Source organism: Achromobacter animicus, assembly GCF_040775605.1.
Taxonomy (GTDB): domain Bacteria; phylum Pseudomonadota; class Gammaproteobacteria; order Burkholderiales; family Burkholderiaceae_B; genus Achromobacter; species Achromobacter animicus.
This window is the reverse complement of the sequence record NZ_JAYGJK010000001.1, coordinates 837,590-854,995: the sequence shown is the minus strand read 5'-3', so window position 1 is coordinate 854,995 and position 17,406 is coordinate 837,590. Positions and strand designations below refer to the sequence as shown.

At 66.8% G+C, this 17,406-nt stretch carries 16 protein-coding genes; 6 read left to right on the top strand and 10 right to left on the bottom strand.

Going from position 1 to position 17,406, the window contains the following annotated elements; all coding sequences use genetic code 11:
* Positions 1 to 34: 34 nt before the first annotated feature.
* A complete protein-coding gene (gene mnmD, locus AB3147_RS03795; RefSeq protein WP_367351435.1) occupies positions 35 to 1,906 on the bottom strand; it encodes a tRNA (5-methylaminomethyl-2-thiouridine)(34)-methyltransferase MnmD in 1,872 nt (623 codons plus the stop codon).
* 138 nt (positions 1,907 to 2,044) lie between these two features.
* Between mnmD and AB3147_RS03790 the strand changes: the two genes are divergently transcribed.
* Positions 2,045 to 2,920: an inositol monophosphatase family protein gene (locus tag AB3147_RS03790; protein WP_367351434.1), complete on the top strand. Its 876-nt coding sequence runs from the start codon at positions 2,045 to 2,047 to the stop codon at positions 2,918 to 2,920.
* Positions 2,921 to 2,986: 66 nt separating this feature from the next.
* On the opposite strand, the gene AB3147_RS03785 is transcribed toward AB3147_RS03790, so the two are convergent.
* Positions 2,987 to 4,690 (bottom strand): AMP-binding protein, encoded by a 1,704-nt coding sequence (locus tag AB3147_RS03785; protein ID WP_367351433.1) that lies wholly within the window; start codon positions 4,688 to 4,690, stop codon positions 2,987 to 2,989.
* Positions 4,691 to 4,767: 77 nt separating this feature from the next.
* Here AB3147_RS03785 and AB3147_RS03780 point away from each other — a divergent pair, with 77 nt between their 5' ends.
* Complete coding sequence (locus AB3147_RS03780; RefSeq protein WP_175125608.1) at positions 4,768 to 5,964, top strand: M20 aminoacylase family protein; 1,197 nt, start codon at positions 4,768 to 4,770, stop codon at positions 5,962 to 5,964.
* A 17-nt stretch (positions 5,965 to 5,981) separates the two neighbouring features.
* Here AB3147_RS03780 and AB3147_RS03775 read toward each other — a convergent pair whose 3' ends face one another.
* The gene (locus AB3147_RS03775; protein ID WP_175139408.1) at positions 5,982 to 6,875 is read right to left on the bottom strand and encodes a LysR family transcriptional regulator; all 894 of its coding nucleotides are present in this window, start codon (positions 6,873 to 6,875) and stop codon (positions 5,982 to 5,984) included.
* A 112-nt stretch (positions 6,876 to 6,987) separates the two neighbouring features.
* On the opposite strand from AB3147_RS03775, the gene AB3147_RS03770 reads away from it, so the two are divergent.
* The 4 genes from AB3147_RS03770 (at position 6,988) to pagP (ending at position 10,760) form a co-directional block, all read left to right on the top strand.
* Complete coding sequence (locus AB3147_RS03770) at positions 6,988 to 8,082, top strand: YeiH family protein (RefSeq protein WP_286939801.1); 1,095 nt, start codon at positions 6,988 to 6,990, stop codon at positions 8,080 to 8,082.
* 96 nt (positions 8,083 to 8,178) lie between these two features.
* Positions 8,179 to 8,589, top strand: coding sequence for an acyl-CoA thioesterase (locus AB3147_RS03765; protein ID WP_056569253.1), 411 nt, complete (start codon positions 8,179 to 8,181; stop codon positions 8,587 to 8,589).
* Between the two features lie 10 nt (positions 8,590 to 8,599).
* Positions 8,600 to 10,072, top strand: coding sequence for a magnesium transporter (gene mgtE, locus AB3147_RS03760; RefSeq protein WP_175125612.1), 1,473 nt, complete (start codon positions 8,600 to 8,602; stop codon positions 10,070 to 10,072).
* A 133-nt stretch (positions 10,073 to 10,205) separates the two neighbouring features.
* Positions 10,206 to 10,760, top strand: a complete 555-nt coding sequence (gene pagP, locus AB3147_RS03755; protein WP_175139409.1) for a lipid IV(A) palmitoyltransferase PagP — start codon at positions 10,206 to 10,208, stop codon at positions 10,758 to 10,760.
* Between the two features lie 6 nt (positions 10,761 to 10,766).
* Here the strand turns inward: pagP and AB3147_RS03750 are convergent, their stop codons facing one another.
* The 7 genes from AB3147_RS03750 to AB3147_RS03720 form a co-directional block, all read right to left on the bottom strand.
* A complete protein-coding gene (locus AB3147_RS03750) occupies positions 10,767 to 11,378 on the bottom strand; it encodes a gamma-glutamylcyclotransferase (RefSeq protein WP_367351432.1) in 612 nt (203 codons plus the stop codon).
* Between the two features lie 161 nt (positions 11,379 to 11,539).
* On the bottom strand, positions 11,540 to 11,998 hold the full coding sequence (locus tag AB3147_RS03745) for an Lrp/AsnC family transcriptional regulator (RefSeq protein ID WP_056569264.1): 459 nt from the start codon (positions 11,996 to 11,998) through the stop codon (positions 11,540 to 11,542).
* Positions 11,999 to 12,015: 17 nt separating this feature from the next.
* A complete protein-coding gene (locus AB3147_RS03740) occupies positions 12,016 to 12,795 on the bottom strand; it encodes an SDR family oxidoreductase (protein WP_175139410.1) in 780 nt (259 codons plus the stop codon).
* A 177-nt stretch (positions 12,796 to 12,972) separates the two neighbouring features.
* Positions 12,973 to 14,667 carry a thiamine pyrophosphate-binding protein gene (locus AB3147_RS03735; RefSeq protein ID WP_175125624.1) on the bottom strand — a complete coding sequence of 565 codons (1,695 nt, stop codon included), beginning with the start codon at positions 14,665 to 14,667 and terminating at the stop codon, positions 12,973 to 12,975.
* 64 nt (positions 14,668 to 14,731) lie between these two features.
* Positions 14,732 to 15,718 carry a tripartite tricarboxylate transporter substrate binding protein gene (locus AB3147_RS03730; RefSeq protein WP_175139411.1) on the bottom strand — a complete coding sequence of 329 codons (987 nt, stop codon included), beginning with the start codon at positions 15,716 to 15,718 and terminating at the stop codon, positions 14,732 to 14,734.
* On the bottom strand, positions 15,718 to 16,479 hold the full coding sequence (locus AB3147_RS03725; RefSeq protein ID WP_218345027.1) for a GntR family transcriptional regulator: 762 nt from the start codon (positions 16,477 to 16,479) through the stop codon (positions 15,718 to 15,720). The genes AB3147_RS03730 and AB3147_RS03725 overlap by 1 nt, the downstream gene beginning before the upstream one ends.
* 199 nt (positions 16,480 to 16,678) lie before the next feature.
* Positions 16,679 to 17,398, bottom strand: coding sequence for a VOC family protein (locus AB3147_RS03720; protein ID WP_239215231.1), 720 nt, complete (start codon positions 17,396 to 17,398; stop codon positions 16,679 to 16,681).
* Positions 17,399 to 17,406: the final 8 nt, after the last annotated feature.

Sequence of the window (17,406 nt, the reverse complement as noted above, 5' to 3'; positions counted from 1 at the left end):
CCCGGCAAAGCCCCCGCCGCGCATTAAATTTTTTTCATCGTGGTGAAACAAGCTGGGCCAGATCGGTCTCCAGCGGCAGCGGTTCGGCCATCAGACGGGCCGCGATCAGGTCTCCCATCAGCGCCGACCACGACAGCCCCCGCGATGCATAACCCGCGGCCAGCCACAGACCCGGGGCATGCGGCAACTCTCCGACCGCGGGCAGACGGCCCGGCAGGACGGCGCGCCACCCAGCCCACCCGGGCAGGCTGCCCGGCACCAGCGCGTCGAATGCCGGAAAACGGCCATCCAGCAGCCCGGCCGCCTTGCCCAGCGTGACGCCCTGCCCTTCGGCGCCCACCACGGCCTCGGCGGCGCCGTGGACATAAGTGCTGCCGACGACGCAGCCCACGCCGATGTCCGGCAACAGATACCCCTCGCCCCCGACGATGCACCGCGGGCCTCCGTCCAGGGCCGCGGCCGGGATCAAGGTGACTTCACCGGCCAGCGCGTGCATCTGGGCGACGCGGGGCAGCGGGTCAAGCAGGCCGCTGGCCGCCAGCACCTCGCGCGAACCGGCGGCATTGGCCAGGATCACGGTGTCGGCCCGGGCCAGCTCCGCACCGGACGCGTCCAGCACGCGCCACCCCTGGCCCGCAGACGACACCCGCTCGGCGCGGCCGGGGATCACCGCCGCGCCTGACGCGGACAGCAACGCGTCGATCAGCAGCCCCGGCTGCACCAGCATCCCTTGCGAAAAGAACACGCCGCCCCGCTCGACCGGCAGTCCGGCCAGTGCGCTGGCTTCTTCGCGCGACACCTGGCGCACCCAATCCGACGGAAACGCCAGCGCTTCCAGGGTGCCGGCCAGCGTCGCCGACCGGCCCGCGTCCCGCTCGACCTGGACGGTGCCGCACACCCGCGGCGCCGCGCCGCCCGGCAGACCCTGCCAGCGCGCCAGCGCCCGTTCGCTGCCCGCCCGCGACAGCCGCGCCCGTGCGTTGTCATCCCGCGCGACCACCGGTGTAAGCGCCGCGGCCAAGTGGCCGGCATGCGCCGGCGCGCCCAGCGACCGGGCGGCGTCCAATACGGTGACGCGCCAGCCTCGGCCCGCCAGCGCGTGAGCAATGCCGGCACCGGCCAGCCCCGCGCCCACGACCACCGCATGCCGTTCCGATGAGACCGCCGCCGGCAGGGCCGCACTTCCGGCCTGGAGGACCCGCCCCACCGTCATGTGCCATTTGCCCCCATATCCGGGCGCCCGCCGCACGTCGAAGCCGGCATCGGCCAGATTGCGGCGCAGTTCGCCGGTGCAGGCCCACGTGGCGACCGTGGCGTCCGGCGCCGCCAGGCTGGCCAGCGCACGCAACAGCGGCGGCGCCCACATCTCGGGGTTGCGCTCGGGCGCGAAGCCGTCCAGGAAAAACGCGTCCACCCGCGCGCCCAGGCGAGGCGCCAGCACCTGCGCATCGCCAAAGCCGAGTGTCAGCGTGACGGCGCCGTTCTCGAATTCCAGCCGATGCAGTCCCGGCAGCAGCGTCGGCCACTGCGCAGCCAGGGCGCGCGCCAGCCCTGCCAGCGGCTCGGGCCCATGGCTCGCCAGCAGTGCGGCCAGGTCGTCCCGGGAAAATGGGTGCGCTTCCATCGAGACGACGTGCAAAGCCGCAGACCGTTGCGGATCGTCCCGCCACGCTTTCCACAGCGCCAGGAAGTTCAGCCCCAATCCAAAGCCCGTCTCACAGACGGTGAACGAGGCGCGCCCCCGCCAGCGCTCCGGCAGTCCGTTGCCGCGCAGGAAGACGTGTTCGGCCTGGCCCAGCGCCCCCGACGGCGAGTGATAGACATCGCCATAGACGGAACTGACCAGCCTGCCGTCGGCATCGACATCAACCTTTGCGGGAACCAGCGGAACGTAAGTCACAGACATCCAGCCCAATAAATACAAACACGATGAAGCGCGAATTATCGGGCCACCGGCCGATTCGCGTTGGATGCGCACCACGCGGCCCAATGGATTAGTCCGTTCGCCACGGGTTTGACGCCTGGACGGGCTTACACTGGGCCAATGGATACCTACGATCAGCCCCCATCGCTGGCTTCGCCCATCGACCTGTGCGCCGCGATCGACGCGGCGGTCACGGCCGCCCATGCCGGCGCAGCCATCCTGCAATCCTACGCGCACCACCGCGCCGATCTAGTGATCGATCGCAAGGCCCGCAACGATCTCGTATCGCAGGCGGACCGCGAGGCGGAGGCCGCGATCATCCAGGAATTGAAGGCCCGCACGCCCAGGTTCGGCATCGTCGCCGAAGAAACGGGCGGCAAGGCGCAAGGCGCGGCCACCTGGTACATCGACCCGCTCGATGGCACGACCAATTTCCTGCACGACATCCCGCACTACGCCGTGTCCATCGCCCTGATCGCGCACGCGGGCACGTCGATGGCGGCCAACGAAACCCTGGCCGTGGACACGCCGGTCATCGGCGTGGTCTACGACCCCTGCCGCGAAGAGCTGTTCACGGGCGTGTACGGCGTGGGCGCATGGCTGAATGGCCGGCGGATCTCGTGCTCGCGCACGCAAACGATCGAAGACGCCGTGCTGGCCACGGGCTTCCCGTTCCGCGACTTCTCATTTGCCGCGCAGTACATGCCAATGTTGCATGACGCCATCAACCGGTCTCGCGGCGTGCGCCGCATGGGCGCCGCCGCGCTGGACCTGGCCTGGACCGCCTGCGGCCGATACGACGGCTACTGGGAAATGGGCCTGGCGCCCTGGGACGTGGCTGCAGGCACACTGATCCTGCGCGAAGCGGGCGGTGTCTGCACCGACATGCACAAGCAGGATCCCTGGCCGATCGGCGGGCGCGTCGTGGCGGGCAATCCCGCCATCGAACGCGCGCTGCATGAAATGATTGCCCCGCATCTGAACAAGCAGGGCTGAAATGCACGCCGCAGGCAGCCAAGCGGCGGCCTGGACACCAGAGGCCGCCTTGCGCGGCCTGTCACTTTACGCGGACGTCTTCGCGGATACCGCAGCGGCCTGCGCGTCCGGCCGCAGCTCGCGGCGCAGGATCTTGCCCACGTTGCTCTTGGGCAGTTCGTCGCGGAACTCCACGAAGCGCGGGCGCTTGTAGCCCGTCAGCTTGTCCTTGCACCACTGCTGCACCTGTTCTTCGGTCAGCGCCGGGTCCTTCTTCACGACGAACACCTTGACCGCCTCGCCGGAGTGCTCATCGGGCACCCCGATCGCCGCGCACTCCAGCACTCCGGGATGCTGCGCGACCGCCGCCTCCACTTCGTTCGGATAGACCTTGAATCCGGACACCGCAATCATGTCCTTCTTGCGGTCCACGATGCGCGTGTAGCCCTGTTCGTCCATGATGCCGATGTCGCCCGTACGGAAGTAGCCGTCGGCCGTCATCGAATCGCGCGTTTCATCAGGCTTGCGCCAGTACCCCAGCATGACCTGCGGCCCGCGGATGCCGACTTCGCCGCGTTCGCCCAGCGGCACCTCGTTGCCGGCATCGTCCAGAATCGCCACATCCGTCGACGGCAACGGCAGCCCGATCGAACCGGAATACGCCGTCGCGTTGGTGGGATTGACCGTCGCCACCGGCGACGTCTCGGACAGGCCGTAGCCTTCGATCAGCGGCCGCCCGGTAATCTTCAGCCAGCGTTCGGCCACCTGCTGCTGCACGGCCATCCCGCCGCCCAGCGTCAGCCGTAGGCCGGAAAAATCCAGCTTCGCAAAGTCTTCGTTGTGCGCCAGCGCGTTGAACAACGTATTGACGCCCGGAAACAGATTCACCGGCGTCTTGCGCCATGCGTTGATCAGCGACGGCTGATCGCGCGGATTGATGATGAGCACGTTGCGCATGCCCGCATGCAGGGCATACAGACCGCAGACCGTCATGGCGAACACGTGATACAGCGGCAGCGCGCTGATGATGGTGAGCTGCTGGTCCGCCAGGTCATGCACGACCGGCTGCGCCACCGCTTCGGTCTGCAGCACGTTGGCCACCAGATTGCGGTGCGACAGCATCGCGCCCTTGGGCACACCCGTGGTGCCACCCGTGTATTGCAGCACCGCCACGTCGTCCATGGAAATGGACGGCGGATTGAACGGCAGGTGCGCGCCTTCATGCAGCAGCTTGGGCAGCGCGTGCGCGCCGTCGATGTGCCACGCGGGCACGATCTTCTTGATGTAGCGCGCGGCCAGGTTGACCAGCGGCGCCTTCAGGCCACCGAGCAGATCACCCGGGCCGGTCACGACAATGTGCTTGAGGTCGCCGCGATTGGAGACCTGCTGCAAAGTGTGCGCGAAGTTTTCCAGGATGACGATGACGGACGCGCCGCTGTCCAGCAATTGCCGCTGCAGTTCGTCAGCGGTATAGAGCGGATTGACGTTCACCACGGTCTTGCCCGCGCGCAGCGATCCCAGCATGCACACCAGATACGCCGGCACGTTGGGCATCATCAGCGCCACGCGCGCGCCCTTTTCGAGGTTCAGGCCTTGCAGCCATGCTGCAAACGCGCGTGCCTGCCCGTCCAGCTGCGCATAGGTGATGTTGCTGCCCATCGCCGTGCAGGCGATGCGTGATGCGTAACGCTTGCAGGCCCGGTCCAGCAAGTCGGTGAGCGAGGAATAATCCTCGGTGGAGATCTCCGCAGGAACGCCTTGGGGATACTGAGCAAGCCACGGACGCGTCATGGTATTTGTCTCCATTAAATTGATTTTTGAATGATGATACCCTTTGTCCGTTCCCCATATTCCGCCCGAGTTCGCTCATGAAACTCCTTGAACCCATCGTTGCCTGGCACCAGGATATTTCCAAGATCCGACGCGACATCCACGCGCATCCCGAACTGGCCTTCGAAGAGTTCCGCACCGCCGATGTCGTGGCGGCCAAGCTCGAGGAATGGGGCATCGAGATCCATCGCGGATTGGGCGGAACTGGCGTCGTCGGCATCATCCGCGGCAACCAGCCCGGCGATCGCGCCGTGGGCCTGCGCGCCGACATGGACGCGCTGCCGATGCAAGAGGTCAACACCTTCGCGCATGCCAGCCAGAACGAAGGCAAGATGCACGCCTGCGGCCACGATGGCCACACCGCCATGCTGCTGGCCGCGTCCCAATACCTGGCCGCGAACCGCGATTTCGCGGGCACGGTTTATGTCATCTTCCAGCCCGCCGAGGAAGGCGGCGGCGGCGCCAAGCGCATGATCGACGACGGCCTCTTCACGCAATTCCCGATGGAAGCAGTATTCGGCATGCACAACTGGCCCGGCATGAAACCCGGCCAGTTCGGTCTGACGCCCGGCCCCATCATGGCCTCCAGCAACGAATTCTCGATCGTCATCAAGGGCAAGGGCACGCACGCCGGCATGCCTCACCTTGGCATCGACCCCGTCATGGCCGCGGTGCAGATGGCGCAATCGCTGCAGACCATCGTCACGCGCAACCGCAATCCGCTGGATGCCGCGGTGCTCAGCATCACGCAGATCCACGCGGGCAGCGCGGATAACGTCGTGCCCAACCACGCCGAATTGCGCGGCACGGTGCGCACGTTCACGCTGGACGTGCTGGACCTGATCGAACGCCGTATGGAAGAGATCGCCCGCCACACCAGCGCGGCGATGGACTGCGAAGTCGAATTCACGTTCCAGCGCAACTATCCGCCCACCATCAACCACGCCGACGAAGCCGCTTTCTGCGCCGACGTATTGCGCGACATCGTCGGCGCGGACAACGTCAACGCCAACGTGCAGCCGACCATGGGCGCGGAAGATTTCGCCTTCATGCTGCAGGAACTGCCGGGCTGTTACGTGTGGATCGGCAACGGCACTGGCGAGCACCGCGACAGCGGCCACGGACTGGGTCCCTGCATGCTGCACAACGGCAGCTACGACTTCAACGACGATCTGCTGCCGCTGGGCGGCACTTACTGGGTGCAGCTCGCGCTCAAGCGCCTGGCCAAGGCCTGAACGGCCCGGCTGCTTAGTTACCCGACGTCCTGCCCGCCGACCGCCAGGCACATCGCCAGAAAGCGTTCGGCGGCGCGGGCAGCCGCATCGGCATGCGGCACCAGGATGCTCAGCGTTCGCGTCAGCGGCTTGGGCAACAGGCGCAAGGCCGCCAGCGCCCCGTCTTCGTGACGCATCGACATCACGGACACGAAGCCCACGCCCAACCCCGCACGCACGGCCTGCTTCACCCCTTCCACCCCCGCCAGCTCCAGGCCCACCGACGGCGCCAGACCGCCATCGCTGAACGCCCGTTCCACCAGCCGGCGCACGCCGGAACCGGGTTCGCGCATCACCAGCGGCGACCCCGCCAGATCCCGTAGCGTCACGGCGCCCTTGCCCGCCAGGGCGTGATCCGCCCGCACGATCGCCACTACTTCGTCCTGCCGCCATGCGTGCACCGCCGTGTCGGCGGGCAGTCCGGGGGGCACGTCGCCTTCGATGAACGCCAGGTCCAGCGCCGGCAGGCGATCCACGATCTCGCGCGTATTGCCGTCCGACAGATGCAGGCTGACGGCCGGAAACGCGTGGCGAAAGTCCGCCACCAGGCGGGGCAGCAGGTAGCTGGCCGGCGTGGTGCTGGCGCCCAATCGCAATGCACCGGTTTCCAGGCCACGCCAGGATTCCCGCACGGCCTGCGCCTGCCGGTACACCTGGCGCAACTGCCGCGCCTGCTCGGCCAGGCGCTCGCCGGCTTCCGTCAGCGCGATGCCGTGGCCGCTGCGGCGGTACAGCGGTTCGCCAAACCATTCCTGCAAGGCGCGCAGCTGGCCGGACACCGCCGGTTGCGACAGATGCAGCGCCTGGGCGGTGCGGCTGATGTTGCCGGTATCGGCGACTGCGGCAAACGTGAGCAATTGATCCGGCGTCATGGGCTCGATATCAGAATTTCTGATATTCAATATTTAGATTGAAGATTTTTCAAATAATACGGCCGGATCTAATATTTCGTCTAGTTATTTAGTTATGCCCAAAGGGCCAGTAATGAACACCTCCACCACGACCGCCGTCCCCCTTCCCGCCAGCCCTGCGGCCCCTGCTGCCGCAGCCCCCGCTGCCGCCGCCACGCCTTGGCGCGACAAGCTCAACGGCGTGCTGTTCGTGGGCCTGATGGCCGGCGCGGTGATGCAACTGGCCGATCTGCCCTTCATCCGGCAGCTCGGTTTTTCGCCGCTGGTCGTGGGTATCGTCGTCGGCATGCTGTATGGCAACTTCCTGCGCGGCACCATGCCCGCGGACTGGGGCGTCGGCGTGAATTTCACCGCGCGCCGCCTGCTGCGCATCGCGGTCGCCTTCTACGGCCTGAACATCAGCATCCAGCAGATCGCCGCCGTCGGCATGCCGGGGCTGGCCGTGTCCGTGGCGGTGGTGGTGGGCACGCTGCTGATCGGCACCGTCGTCGGCCAGCGCCTGCTCGGACTGGATCGCGACACCGCCATGCTGACCGCCGCGGGCAGCGCCATCTGCGGCGCCGCCGCGGTGCTGGCGTTCGAACCCACGCTGCGCGCCGCCCCTCACAAGAGCGCGGTGGCTGTCGCGACCGTGGTGCTGTTCGGCACGCTGTCGATGTTCCTGTATCCGGTCTTCTATCACGCCGGCTGGCTGAACTTCGATACGCAGGCGCTTGGCATCTACATCGGCGGCACGGTTCACGAAGTGGCGCAGGTCGTGGGCGCCGCCAGCAACATCGACCCCGCCACCACCGAGGTCGCCACCATCGTCAAGATGACCCGCGTGGCGCTGCTGGTGCCCGTGCTGCTGGTGCTGGGCATGTACCTGCGCAGCGCCGCCTCCCATGCGGGCGGCCAGGGCAAGAGCGCCAAGCTTCCGATCCCCTGGTTCGCCGTCGGGTTCCTGGTGCTGGCCATCATCAATTCGCTCGACATCATTCCCGCCGATGTCGTCGCGGCCATCCGCCGGCTCGACGTCTTCGCCCTGACCATGGCCATGACCGCGCTGGGCATCGAAACGCGCTTCGCCCAGATCCGCAAGGCCGGCCCGCGCGTAATGGCCCTGGGCTTCATCCTTTACGTCTGGCTGTTGGTTGGCGGCTACGGGATCGTCAAACTGGCCACCTGATGGCCGCGCCGGGCCGGGCGGCGGGCGCCGACGCGCACGCCGCCGTCTCGTTTTTCCTGCATAATCGGCTGGTTCTCTAGCATTGGAGTCGGCCGCATGACCTCCAGCACCAAAACCCCGTTTACGACTCTGCCTGCCCATCGCGACGCGGTGTTGCGCGTCATGCCGATGCCGGCCGATGCGAACATCCACGGGGACGTTTTTGGCGGCTGGATCATGGCTCAGGTCGACATCGCCGGGTCCATCCCCGCCGCCCGCCGCGCCGCTGGCCGTGTCGCCACCGTCGCGGTCAATGCCTTCCAGTTCAAAGAGCCCGTGTTCGTGGGCGACCTGCTCAGCTTCTACGCCGCCATCGTCAAGACCGGCACCACGTCCATCACGGTCTCCGTCGAGGTCTACGCGGAACGCCAGCGGCTGGACGCCGAAGTCGTCAAGGTCACCGAGGCCACGCTGACGTATGTCGCCACCGACGAAGCGCGGCGCAGCCGCCCTCTTCCCACACTTTGAGCCGTAACGCATGACGCAGTCCGCCGCCGCGCAGAAACCGCCCGCGACGCCACGCCGCCTCGACCCGGAAGACGCCCAGACCGCCCTGGCTGAAGTCCAGGAGCGCCTGCGGCGCCAGCAGCTTGTCGAAGACCTGGTTCACCGCCAGGAAGAAGGCGACGCCAAGGCTCCCCTCGTCGAAGACCTGGTGCACCGCCAGCACGAGGCCGAGCTCAAGACGCTGGTCGACAACCTGCACCCGGCCGATATCGCCTTCATCCTCGAATCGCTGCCCAAGGACGAGCGCCAGGCGATCTGGAAACTGGTCAGCCCCGAGCACGACGCGGACGTCCTGCTCGAAGTCGAAGACTGGGTCCGTGAATCGCTGATCGAAGCGATGGACCGCCAGGATCTCGTCGCCGCGACCGAAAGCATGGACGCGGACGAGCTCGCCGACCTGGCGCCCGACCTGCCGCCCGATGTGGTGGCCGAAGTCCAGAAGGGTCTGACCGAGGAAGAACGCGCGCAGCTGCTGGAAGCCATGGGCTATCCGGAAGACAGCGTCGGCGCCATCATGGACTTCGAGATGGTGCGCGTGCGCGAGGACGTCACGCTCGAGGTCGTGCTGCGCTACCTGCGCCGGCTGCACGAACTGCCCGATCACACCGACCAGATCTTCGTCGTGGACCGCCAGGACAAGCTGCAGGGCATCCTGCCCTTGTCGCGCCTGTTGGTCAGCGAGCCCGAAACCGAAGTGCGGGCGGTCATGAATTCCGACTTCCTGACGCTGAACCCGCTGGACTCCGACGCGGACGCCGCCGGCGCCTTCGAACGCTATGACCTGGTTTCCGCCCCCGTGATGGACGACCAGGGCCGGCTGATCGGCCGCGTCACCATTGCCGACGTGGTGGACGTGATGCGCGAAGACTCGCAGGAACAGGCGCTGTCGCGCGCGGGTCTGCAAGAAGAAGACATCTTTGCCCCCGTCAGCACCGCGCTGCGCAACCGCGCGCCGTGGCTGCTGTTCAACCTCTGTACCGCCGCCACGGCCTCGTTCGTGGCGTCGCAGTTCGAGGGCACGGTCAGCCAGATCGTCATCCTGGCGTTTCTGATGTCGATCGTGGCCGGCATCGGCGGCAACTCGGGCAACCAGACCATGACGCTCATCATCCGGGCGCTGGCCATGGGCCGGATCACCGGGCGCAATCTGTGGCAGCTCGTCAAGCGCGAGCTGTTCGTGACCTTGCTGGTGGGATTGTGCGGCAGCCTCGTGGCCGCCCTGTTCGCGTGGGTGATCTCGCGCTCGCTGTCCATCGCGCTGGTGATGATGGCCGCCATGATCTGCAACATGCTGGTCGGCGCCTCGGTCGGCGTGCTGGTGCCCATGGTGCGCGCGCGCTTCGGCAAGGACCCCGCGATGGGCTCATCGGTGCTGCTCACCTTCGCCACCGATTCGCTCGGATTCTTCATCTTCCTGGGCTTGGCTACGATCTTTCTTCTGTAGCGCTGCCGCCACATCCGTGCGCCGCATCGGATGGCCGCAGCCCCTGCCGCCCCCCGGCGACAGCCCGCTGACAGGGAAGATGACACGCGCTCCGTTACAGTAACGGAACTGTCATCTTTACCTGGGTCCTGCGATGACCGCCAGATTCCGCGCCGCGCTGCTCTGCGTACTGTTGTCCGTTTTCACCGTTTCCGCACACGCCTGCGACGGCATGCCCTCGTGGGCCCAGTCGGCGTGCAATCGCATCGACCAGATCTGGTCCGAAGGCGGCAACGACCTCTATGTCAGCGGCTGGGCCTGGCACAACCGCGCCAAGTACAGCGCCGACAAGATCGACAGCTTCCGCGAACTTGCCTGGGGCGGCGGCTACGGCCGCAGTATCTACGATGAAGACGGCGACTGGCAGGGCCTGTACGCCATGGCGTTTCTGGACTCGCACTCCAAGGTGCAGCCCATCGCCGGCTATGGCTTTCTGAAGATCGGCCAGGTCAGCGACAACTTCCGGCTCGGCGCGGGCTACACCGTGTTCCTCACCGCGCGCCACGACATCATGAGCTACGTGCCATTTCCCGGCATCCTGCCGCTGGTCAGCGCGGGCTACAAGGACGCCATGCTTTACGCGACGTACATCCCGGGCTCAAGCGGCGCGGGCAATGTGCTGTTCGTGTTCGGCCGCTGGCAGTTCTGAAACGCGTCAGAACGCGTGACCCAGCTTGCGCACCAGATCGCCCAGCCGCCAGTCGTCGATGCCATGCGCACGCAGCGCGCGCGCCGTTTCCACCACGTAGTCCAGGCACGGTCCGGAATGTCCGACCGCATTGCGCACCGACGTCAGCAGGCGGTCGTCGCAGAGATCGGCGGCATACTCGCGGCAGGTGCGATTCAGCAGGAACACCAGTCCACGCACCGGCGCGGCCTCGGTGTGACAGGTCAGCCAGCGCGGACGGTAGGCGCCCGTGACCATCTCCCGGCGCCATAAGGCTTCAAAGACCTGCGGCACGTCGCTGGCCGCGATCTGAAAGGCCACGCCGCGGCAGCAACCGCCGCGATCCAGTCCGAACACGAGACCAGGATTCTCCGGCGACCCGCGGTGGTCATGCGACCACAGACACAGCGAACGGTGATAGCCCCGCACGGTGGCCAGGCGCCTTTCGCGCCAGGCAAACCCGGGATGCCAGATCAGGGAACCGTAGGCAAACACCCATAGGTCGTCGACGCCATTCCATCCGGCCAGGAGGTCATCCACCGATGCTGCTTGCCGCGATTCTTGCAATCCGGCGCAGCCGGCGGGCACTGCCAACGACATAGGGTCCTCTGATATCCCAATTCACTCCAAGACTGGAGTGAGCGATATCCTACGCCGCGCCCCGCGCAAAAGCATTGCCAGATTGGGCCCGCGCAACACGCAGAAAGAAATTTGCATCCGCGGCGGCGGGGGACTCAGGAAAAAATTTGCGCGCCCGGCGGCTACACGGCGCCCAGCGGCAATTCCGTGGTGCTTTTAATGACTTCCATCGAGAAGCTGGCGCTGACGTCCAGCAGATCCACCGCGCCGATCAGCCGTCGGTAGAAGCGGTCATACGCCGCCATGTCCTCGACCACCACCTTCAGCAGATAGTCCACGTCGCCGGCCATGCGATGGAATTCGACCACGTTGGGCAAGGCCATCACGGCATTGATCAGGCTTTGCGTCCATTTCTCGTTGTGCTGGCTGGTGCGAATGGACACGAACACCGTCAGGTTCAGGCCCAGCGCGCGGGGATCCAGCAGGATGGCGTTGCGCGCAATGACGCCGTCGTCCTTCAGCTTCTGGATCCGGCGCCAGCACGGCGTCACGGAAAGGTTCACCTGTTCGGCCACTTCCGCGACCGAGCAGGTGGCGTCCTTCTGCAGCAGCGCGAGTATCTTCAGGTCCGTCTGGTCCATGGGATGTCTTGACGCCATCAGTAGGTTCCGGGGTAGCCGCCCCCGTCGATCAGCAGGCTCTGCCCCGTCATGTAACCCGAGTGCGCCGAGCAGACATACGCGCACAACGCACCCAGTTCCTCGGGCTGGCCATACCGGCCGGCGGGGTTGCTGCGCGCCCGCTCGTCCCACAACTGCTCGAACGTCTTGCCGCCCTGCTCCACCATGCCCTGGATGTGCCGGGTCTGCGCATCGGTGGCGAAGGCGCCCGGCAGCAGATTGTTGATGGTGACGTTGTGCCGGACCGTCTGGCGGGCCAGGCCGCCCACGAAGCCGATCAGGCCCGAACGCGCGCCGTTGGACAGCCCCAGCTCGGCATGCGGCGCCTTCACGCTGCGCGACACGATATTGACGATACGCCCGAACCGGCGCTCGACCATGCCGTCCACCACGCGGCGGATCATGTCGATCGGTCCCAGCATCATGGCGTCGAGCGCGGCGATCCAGTCGTCACGCGACCAGTCGCGGAAGTCGCCCGGCAGCGGGCCGTCGGCGTTGTTGATGAGGATGTCGGGATGCGGACAGGCGGCGATTGCCGCGTCGCGCCCCTCGGCAAGCGTCAGGTCGGCCGACACCCACCCCACGCCGATGCCGGTTTCGCGCGATATGTCGGCGGCGGCCTGTTCAAGCGTCTGCGGATTGCGCGCCGCGATGGTCACGGCCACGCCTTCGCGCGCCAACTGCAGGGCGCAGGCGCGCCCCATGCCGCGGCTGCCGCCAAACACCAGTGCTTTTTTGCCGCTGATCCCCAGGTCCATGCCTGCCCTCTCTGCTGTCGCGTTGACGGCGCCGGACCTCCGCGGCCCGCCGCTCCGAAGCGGTCCAGTATAGGAGCGCGCCCGCCGGCAGGGAATTTTTTTCTAATCGGACCGGCCAAGAAAAATGGGGCCCCGCGAAGGGCCCCATCGGCAATGCAGCGCGCTGCGCTTACCGCATCAGCCCATCCATTGGCTCACGGGCGCCGCGGTATCTTGCAGCGGCTGCGCGATCACGTCGATCAGCGCAGGGCCGTCGTGCTCCATGGCGGCCTTGATCGCGGCGTCCAGCTTGGACGGGTCCTCGACACGCCACGCCTTCACGCCATAGGCCTCGGCGATACGCGCATGGTCGGTGCGATTGAAGTCCACGCTGTAGTAGCGCTTGTCGTAGCCGGCCTTCTGGCTGGCCTTGATCCAGCCGTAGACCGAGTTCGAGAACACCACCATCAGCAGCGGCGCCTTGTGGCGCACGATGGTTTCCAATTCACCCACCGTGAAGCCGAAGCTGCCGTCGCCCATCACCGACACGCACTTCGATTGCGGACGGCCGACCCAGGCGCCCAGCGCCGCCGACATCGAAAAGCCCAACGCGCCGTGGGCGCGGTTGGTGATGAAGTGGCGGCCGGGACGCGAGACGTCGTAATAGGCCGAGAAGTACGGGCACGGCGTGCCGGGGTCTGCGCAGACTACCGCGTCGTCGGGCAGCAGGCGGTTCAGCGACTGCACCACGCGCTCGGGGCGGATCGGCGCGTCCAGGCTGGCGGCCAGCGGCTCAAGCTGCGCGCGGCGCGCTTCCTTGGCGCGCCCCGCCAGCACCGCGCCGTCGGTCGCATCGGACGGCCGGTGCTTGATGCGCGCCTGCACTTCGGCGGACAGCGCTTCGAGGGCCAGCTTGGCGTCGCCCACCAGACCCACTTCGGTCAGGTAGTTGGCGCCGATCACCATCGGGTCGATGTCGATGTGCAGGATCGGCACGTTGCGGTTCGGGAAGCGCCAGTGCTCGGTCGAAGTCGACCCGGCGCGGCAGCCCACGAAGAGCACCACGTCGGCAGCCGCCACCACATCGCGCGTCGCCATCACGCCGCCGTTCGATCCCACCACGCCCGCATTCAGCGGATGGGTGTCGGCCAGGCTGCCCTGCCCGCTCACCGTCACGCACACCGCCGCCTTCAAGGCCTCGGCAACTTCCTGCAGCGCGCCGCAGGCGCCGGCGATGACCACGCCGCCGCCGCAGATGATCACCGGCGAGCGCGCCGCCACCAGGCGTTGCGCGGCGCGCGCCACGTCGGCGGGATCCGGCGCGAAGCGCATGGCGGGGAAGCTGCCGTGCTCGGGCTGCGCCCACACGTCGGACGCATCCACTTCCTGCTTCATCACGTCATAGGGAAAGCACAGGTGCGCCGAGCCAGGCTTGCCAGTCGTCATGGCGCGGAAGGCCGCGCGCACCATGCCCGGAATCTGGTCCGCGCGGTCGATCGTGCGGTTCCACTTGGTCAGCGGGCGGTAGAGCGCCTCCTGGTCCAGTTCGGTCAGCGGATACTTGCCCCGCGAGCCGACGGCCACGTCCGACGTGATGCCCAGCACGGGAATCGACGACTCGTTGGCTTCGACCAGGCCAGGCAGCAGATAGGTCGCGCCGCCGCCGCTCGGGCCTTCGCACACGCCGACCTTGCCAGTCACGCGTGCATAGGCGTCGGCCATGTAGGCCGCGCTGCGCTCGTCACGCGTCAGGATGTGCTGCATGCCGTGGTCCAAGCGGTACAGCGCGTCATAAAGCGGCAGCGTGGTGTCGCCGCACAGGCCAAAGATATGTTTGACGCCGTTGTGTTGCAGCATCCGCACCATCGCTTCGGCGCCGTTCATGTGTTCCATGTCATCTCCACGTAATTCGGGAGCCGGGCCGGGGCGGCAGTCAGCCGCCCCGGCACGACGCCGTTCAGTTGTCCAGATTGATGTTGCTGCTCTTGATGAAGGCGCTCCAGCGGTCGTACTCCGACTTTACGTACGCATCCAGCGCAGGACCATCAGACGCAACGATCTCAAAGCCCGCTTCCGTGATCTTCTTCTTGATCTCGGGATCGGCCAGCACCGCCTGGAAATCGGCCGTCAGTTTCTTGACGGTGGCTTCCGGCGTGCCCTTCGGGGCGAACATGCCGCTCCACGAATAAGCGACAAAGCCGGGGAAGCCCGATTCGGCCACGGTGGGCACGTTGGGCAGTTCGGGCAGGCGCTTTTCGCCGGCGACGGCCAGCGGCTTGATCTTGCCGGCCTGAATCTGGCCACGCAGCGCGGCAAAGCTCAGCCACGTCATGTTGGCCTGCCCGCCGACGACGGCCTGAATGGCCGGTCCGCCGCCGCCATACGGCACGTGCAGCAGCTCAACCTTCGACAGCCGCTTGAGCTCTTCCGGCGCCAGATGGTTCAGCGAGCCCACGCCCGTGGACGCATAGTTGAACTTGTTGGGCGGCTGCTTGGCGGCTGCCGCCAGGAACTCCTTCAGGTTGTCCCCAGGCACGCTCGGATTCGCGCCGATCACCAGCGGAAAGCGCACCGTCTGCCCGATGGCGACAAAATCCTTGAACGTGTCGTACGGCAGCTTGGGCTTCACGGCCGGATTGATGCCGTGATTGTCGAAACTGACCAGCAGCGTGTTGCCGTCCGGTTCGGCGCGCGCCACGAACGCCGTGGCGATCTGGCTGGCAGCGCCCGGACGGTTCTCGACCACCACCGCGCGGCCGCCCATCTGCTGCGACAGGCGCGGCTGCAGGATGCGCGCCAGGATGTCGGTGCTGCCGCCCGGCGGATACGGCACGACGAGAATCAGCGGCCGTTCCTCGGCCATCGCCGGCGCGGCGACAAAGGCGCCCCCGGCCGCGGCCAGCGTGCATACCGCCGCCAGCGCCCGCTTGATCGTTCTATTCATCAGTTTTCCCCTGCTGTTGTGGTGTTGGCCGGCACTACCGTGGCGGGTTCGGCCTGGTCCCGCATGTAAATCGTTGAAAAGCCCGTGCGGATGACGTCGGTGATCTGGTCCAGCCGGCGGCCGATATGCGCGCTGATGAGGCCGGGCAAGGCCTCGATGTCGCGCTTTTGCAGCGCGTCCACGATGCGCAGGTGCTCGCCTTGCGTATGGCTGCGGCGTCCTTGCTGCATGTCGATCCAGCGCACGAAATGAATGCGCGCGTTGACGCTTTCCAGCGCCCGCACGAATTCGTCGTTGCGCGAGTAGCGCGCCAGCGCCAGGTGAAAGGCTTCGTCCAGTTCCAGCAGCCGGGCGGCATCACTGTCGTCGGGCTCGTCGCGCGAGCGTTCGACGAAGGCGCGCAGGCTGGCAAGCTCCTCGTCGGTGGCGCGCTCGCAGGCTGCACGCACGATGCCGGCTTCCAGCACCGCGCGGTATTCATAAAGACTGTGGATCTGCTTGGCGTCCAGCAGGCGGGCAATGAAGCCGCGATTGACCGCGCGCGTCAGAAATCCTTCGACCATCAACTGGTTCAGCACCTCGCGCAGCGGCGTGCGGCTGACGTGCAGCCGGCGCGCAAGCTCAACCTCGTTGATGCGTTCACCCGGCTTGAACTCAAAGCGCACCGCCATGGCCTTGACGGCGCCATACAACTCGGCCTGCCCGGCCGAGGTGCGGGCCGCGCGGGCAACGGGGGTGGCTGCAGGTTGGGAGAGCGTCATACCGGATCGCCTGTGGCAATGTTCCAGTCGGGATGAAGTGCATACTAAAGTGCATACACTTTGACGGACAACCCGGGTTTGCCCCAGGCGGGCACCCTTTTCACGGTCGTCGCCCACGGCCGCCTCGTGGCGGGGACGGGCAGGCATGAAAAAGCCCGCCAGGCGGCGGGCTATCGGCAAGCAGTCGGTACGTGGAAGGCTACAGTCCGGTATCCAGCGTGTAGTGCGCGCCATCGCGATTTTCGAGGGTCAGCGTGGACAGGACAGGCGTCTGCGCAGCGTCGTCCTGCTGGACGTGAATGCGCAGGTTCGCCAACGGCACGTCCCAGCCGCCGTTGGCGGCTTCGGCAGTCACCCCGGCCACCAGCGCCAGACGCTCGGCCACGCCGCGGGCGTCCGCCGCGCGCGCATCGATACGATGCAGGCTGCGGGCGCCATTGGGATGCGCCATCAGTTCGGGCGACCAGACGCACTCGGGCGTCAGGTGCCGGCAGAAATACATGCGGATGCCGGGCAAGGGCTGCTCGGCAAAACGCACGGTATGGAAACGGGCCTGGACTTCCTGACCGTCCAGCATGGCCGGACGGGTCAGTTCCTGGACGGGATTGACGGCAAAGCCGGCGTCCTGCAGCCGCTTGTAGGTGGCCTCGGCGTCATAGGTCCGGAACACCAGCGCTTCCAGACCAAACGGCGAATCGGCAATTTCCTTGCGCGCGGGCGGCGCGCCCGGCGGCCAACCCAGCAATTCGACGTACGTGCCTTCCAGCACGATCAGGCGATTGCACGACCCCAGGTTGTGCACAGCCTTGTCGCTGAGGTGAAACCCCTGCCGTTCGTAATGGGGCGCCAGCGCATCCAGCCGGTCTCGCACCATGACGACGGCGTGGTCGAATTCAGTGCGGCCGACAGAATGCAGCATGAAGGCTA

Excerpts from the sequence above, each read along its gene's own strand:
- AB3147_RS03735 (WP_175125624.1), bottom strand. The coding sequence starts at position 14,667 with ATGGAACACATGAACGGCGCCGAAGCGATGGTGCGGATGCTGCAACAC.
- AB3147_RS03750 (WP_367351432.1), bottom strand. The coding sequence starts at position 11,378 with ATGTCGTTGGCAGTGCCCGCCGGCTGCGCCGGATTGCAAGAATCGCGG.
- AB3147_RS03790 (WP_367351434.1), top strand. The coding sequence starts at position 2,045 with ATGGATACCTACGATCAGCCCCCATCGCTGGCTTCGCCCATCGACCTG.
- AB3147_RS03785 (WP_367351433.1), bottom strand. The coding sequence starts at position 4,690 with ATGACGCGTCCGTGGCTTGCTCAGTATCCCCAAGGCGTTCCTGCGGAG.
- mnmD (WP_367351435.1), bottom strand. The coding sequence starts at position 1,906 with ATGTCTGTGACTTACGTTCCGCTGGTTCCCGCAAAGGTTGATGTCGAT.
- AB3147_RS03720 (WP_239215231.1), bottom strand. The coding sequence starts at position 17,398 with ATGCTGCATTCTGTCGGCCGCACTGAATTCGACCACGCCGTCGTCATG.
- mgtE (WP_175125612.1), top strand. The coding sequence starts at position 8,600 with ATGACGCAGTCCGCCGCCGCGCAGAAACCGCCCGCGACGCCACGCCGC.
- pagP (WP_175139409.1), top strand. The coding sequence starts at position 10,206 with ATGACCGCCAGATTCCGCGCCGCGCTGCTCTGCGTACTGTTGTCCGTT.
- AB3147_RS03765 (WP_056569253.1), top strand. The coding sequence starts at position 8,179 with ATGACCTCCAGCACCAAAACCCCGTTTACGACTCTGCCTGCCCATCGC.
- AB3147_RS03725 (WP_218345027.1), bottom strand. The coding sequence starts at position 16,479 with ATGACGCTCTCCCAACCTGCAGCCACCCCCGTTGCCCGCGCGGCCCGC.
- AB3147_RS03780 (WP_175125608.1), top strand. The coding sequence starts at position 4,768 with ATGAAACTCCTTGAACCCATCGTTGCCTGGCACCAGGATATTTCCAAG.
- AB3147_RS03770 (WP_286939801.1), top strand. The coding sequence starts at position 6,988 with ATGAACACCTCCACCACGACCGCCGTCCCCCTTCCCGCCAGCCCTGCG.
- AB3147_RS03730 (WP_175139411.1), bottom strand. The coding sequence starts at position 15,718 with ATGAATAGAACGATCAAGCGGGCGCTGGCGGCGGTATGCACGCTGGCC.
- AB3147_RS03740 (WP_175139410.1), bottom strand. The coding sequence starts at position 12,795 with ATGGACCTGGGGATCAGCGGCAAAAAAGCACTGGTGTTTGGCGGCAGC.
- AB3147_RS03775 (WP_175139408.1), bottom strand. The coding sequence starts at position 6,875 with ATGACGCCGGATCAATTGCTCACGTTTGCCGCAGTCGCCGATACCGGC.
- AB3147_RS03745 (WP_056569264.1), bottom strand. The coding sequence starts at position 11,998 with ATGGACCAGACGGACCTGAAGATACTCGCGCTGCTGCAGAAGGACGCC.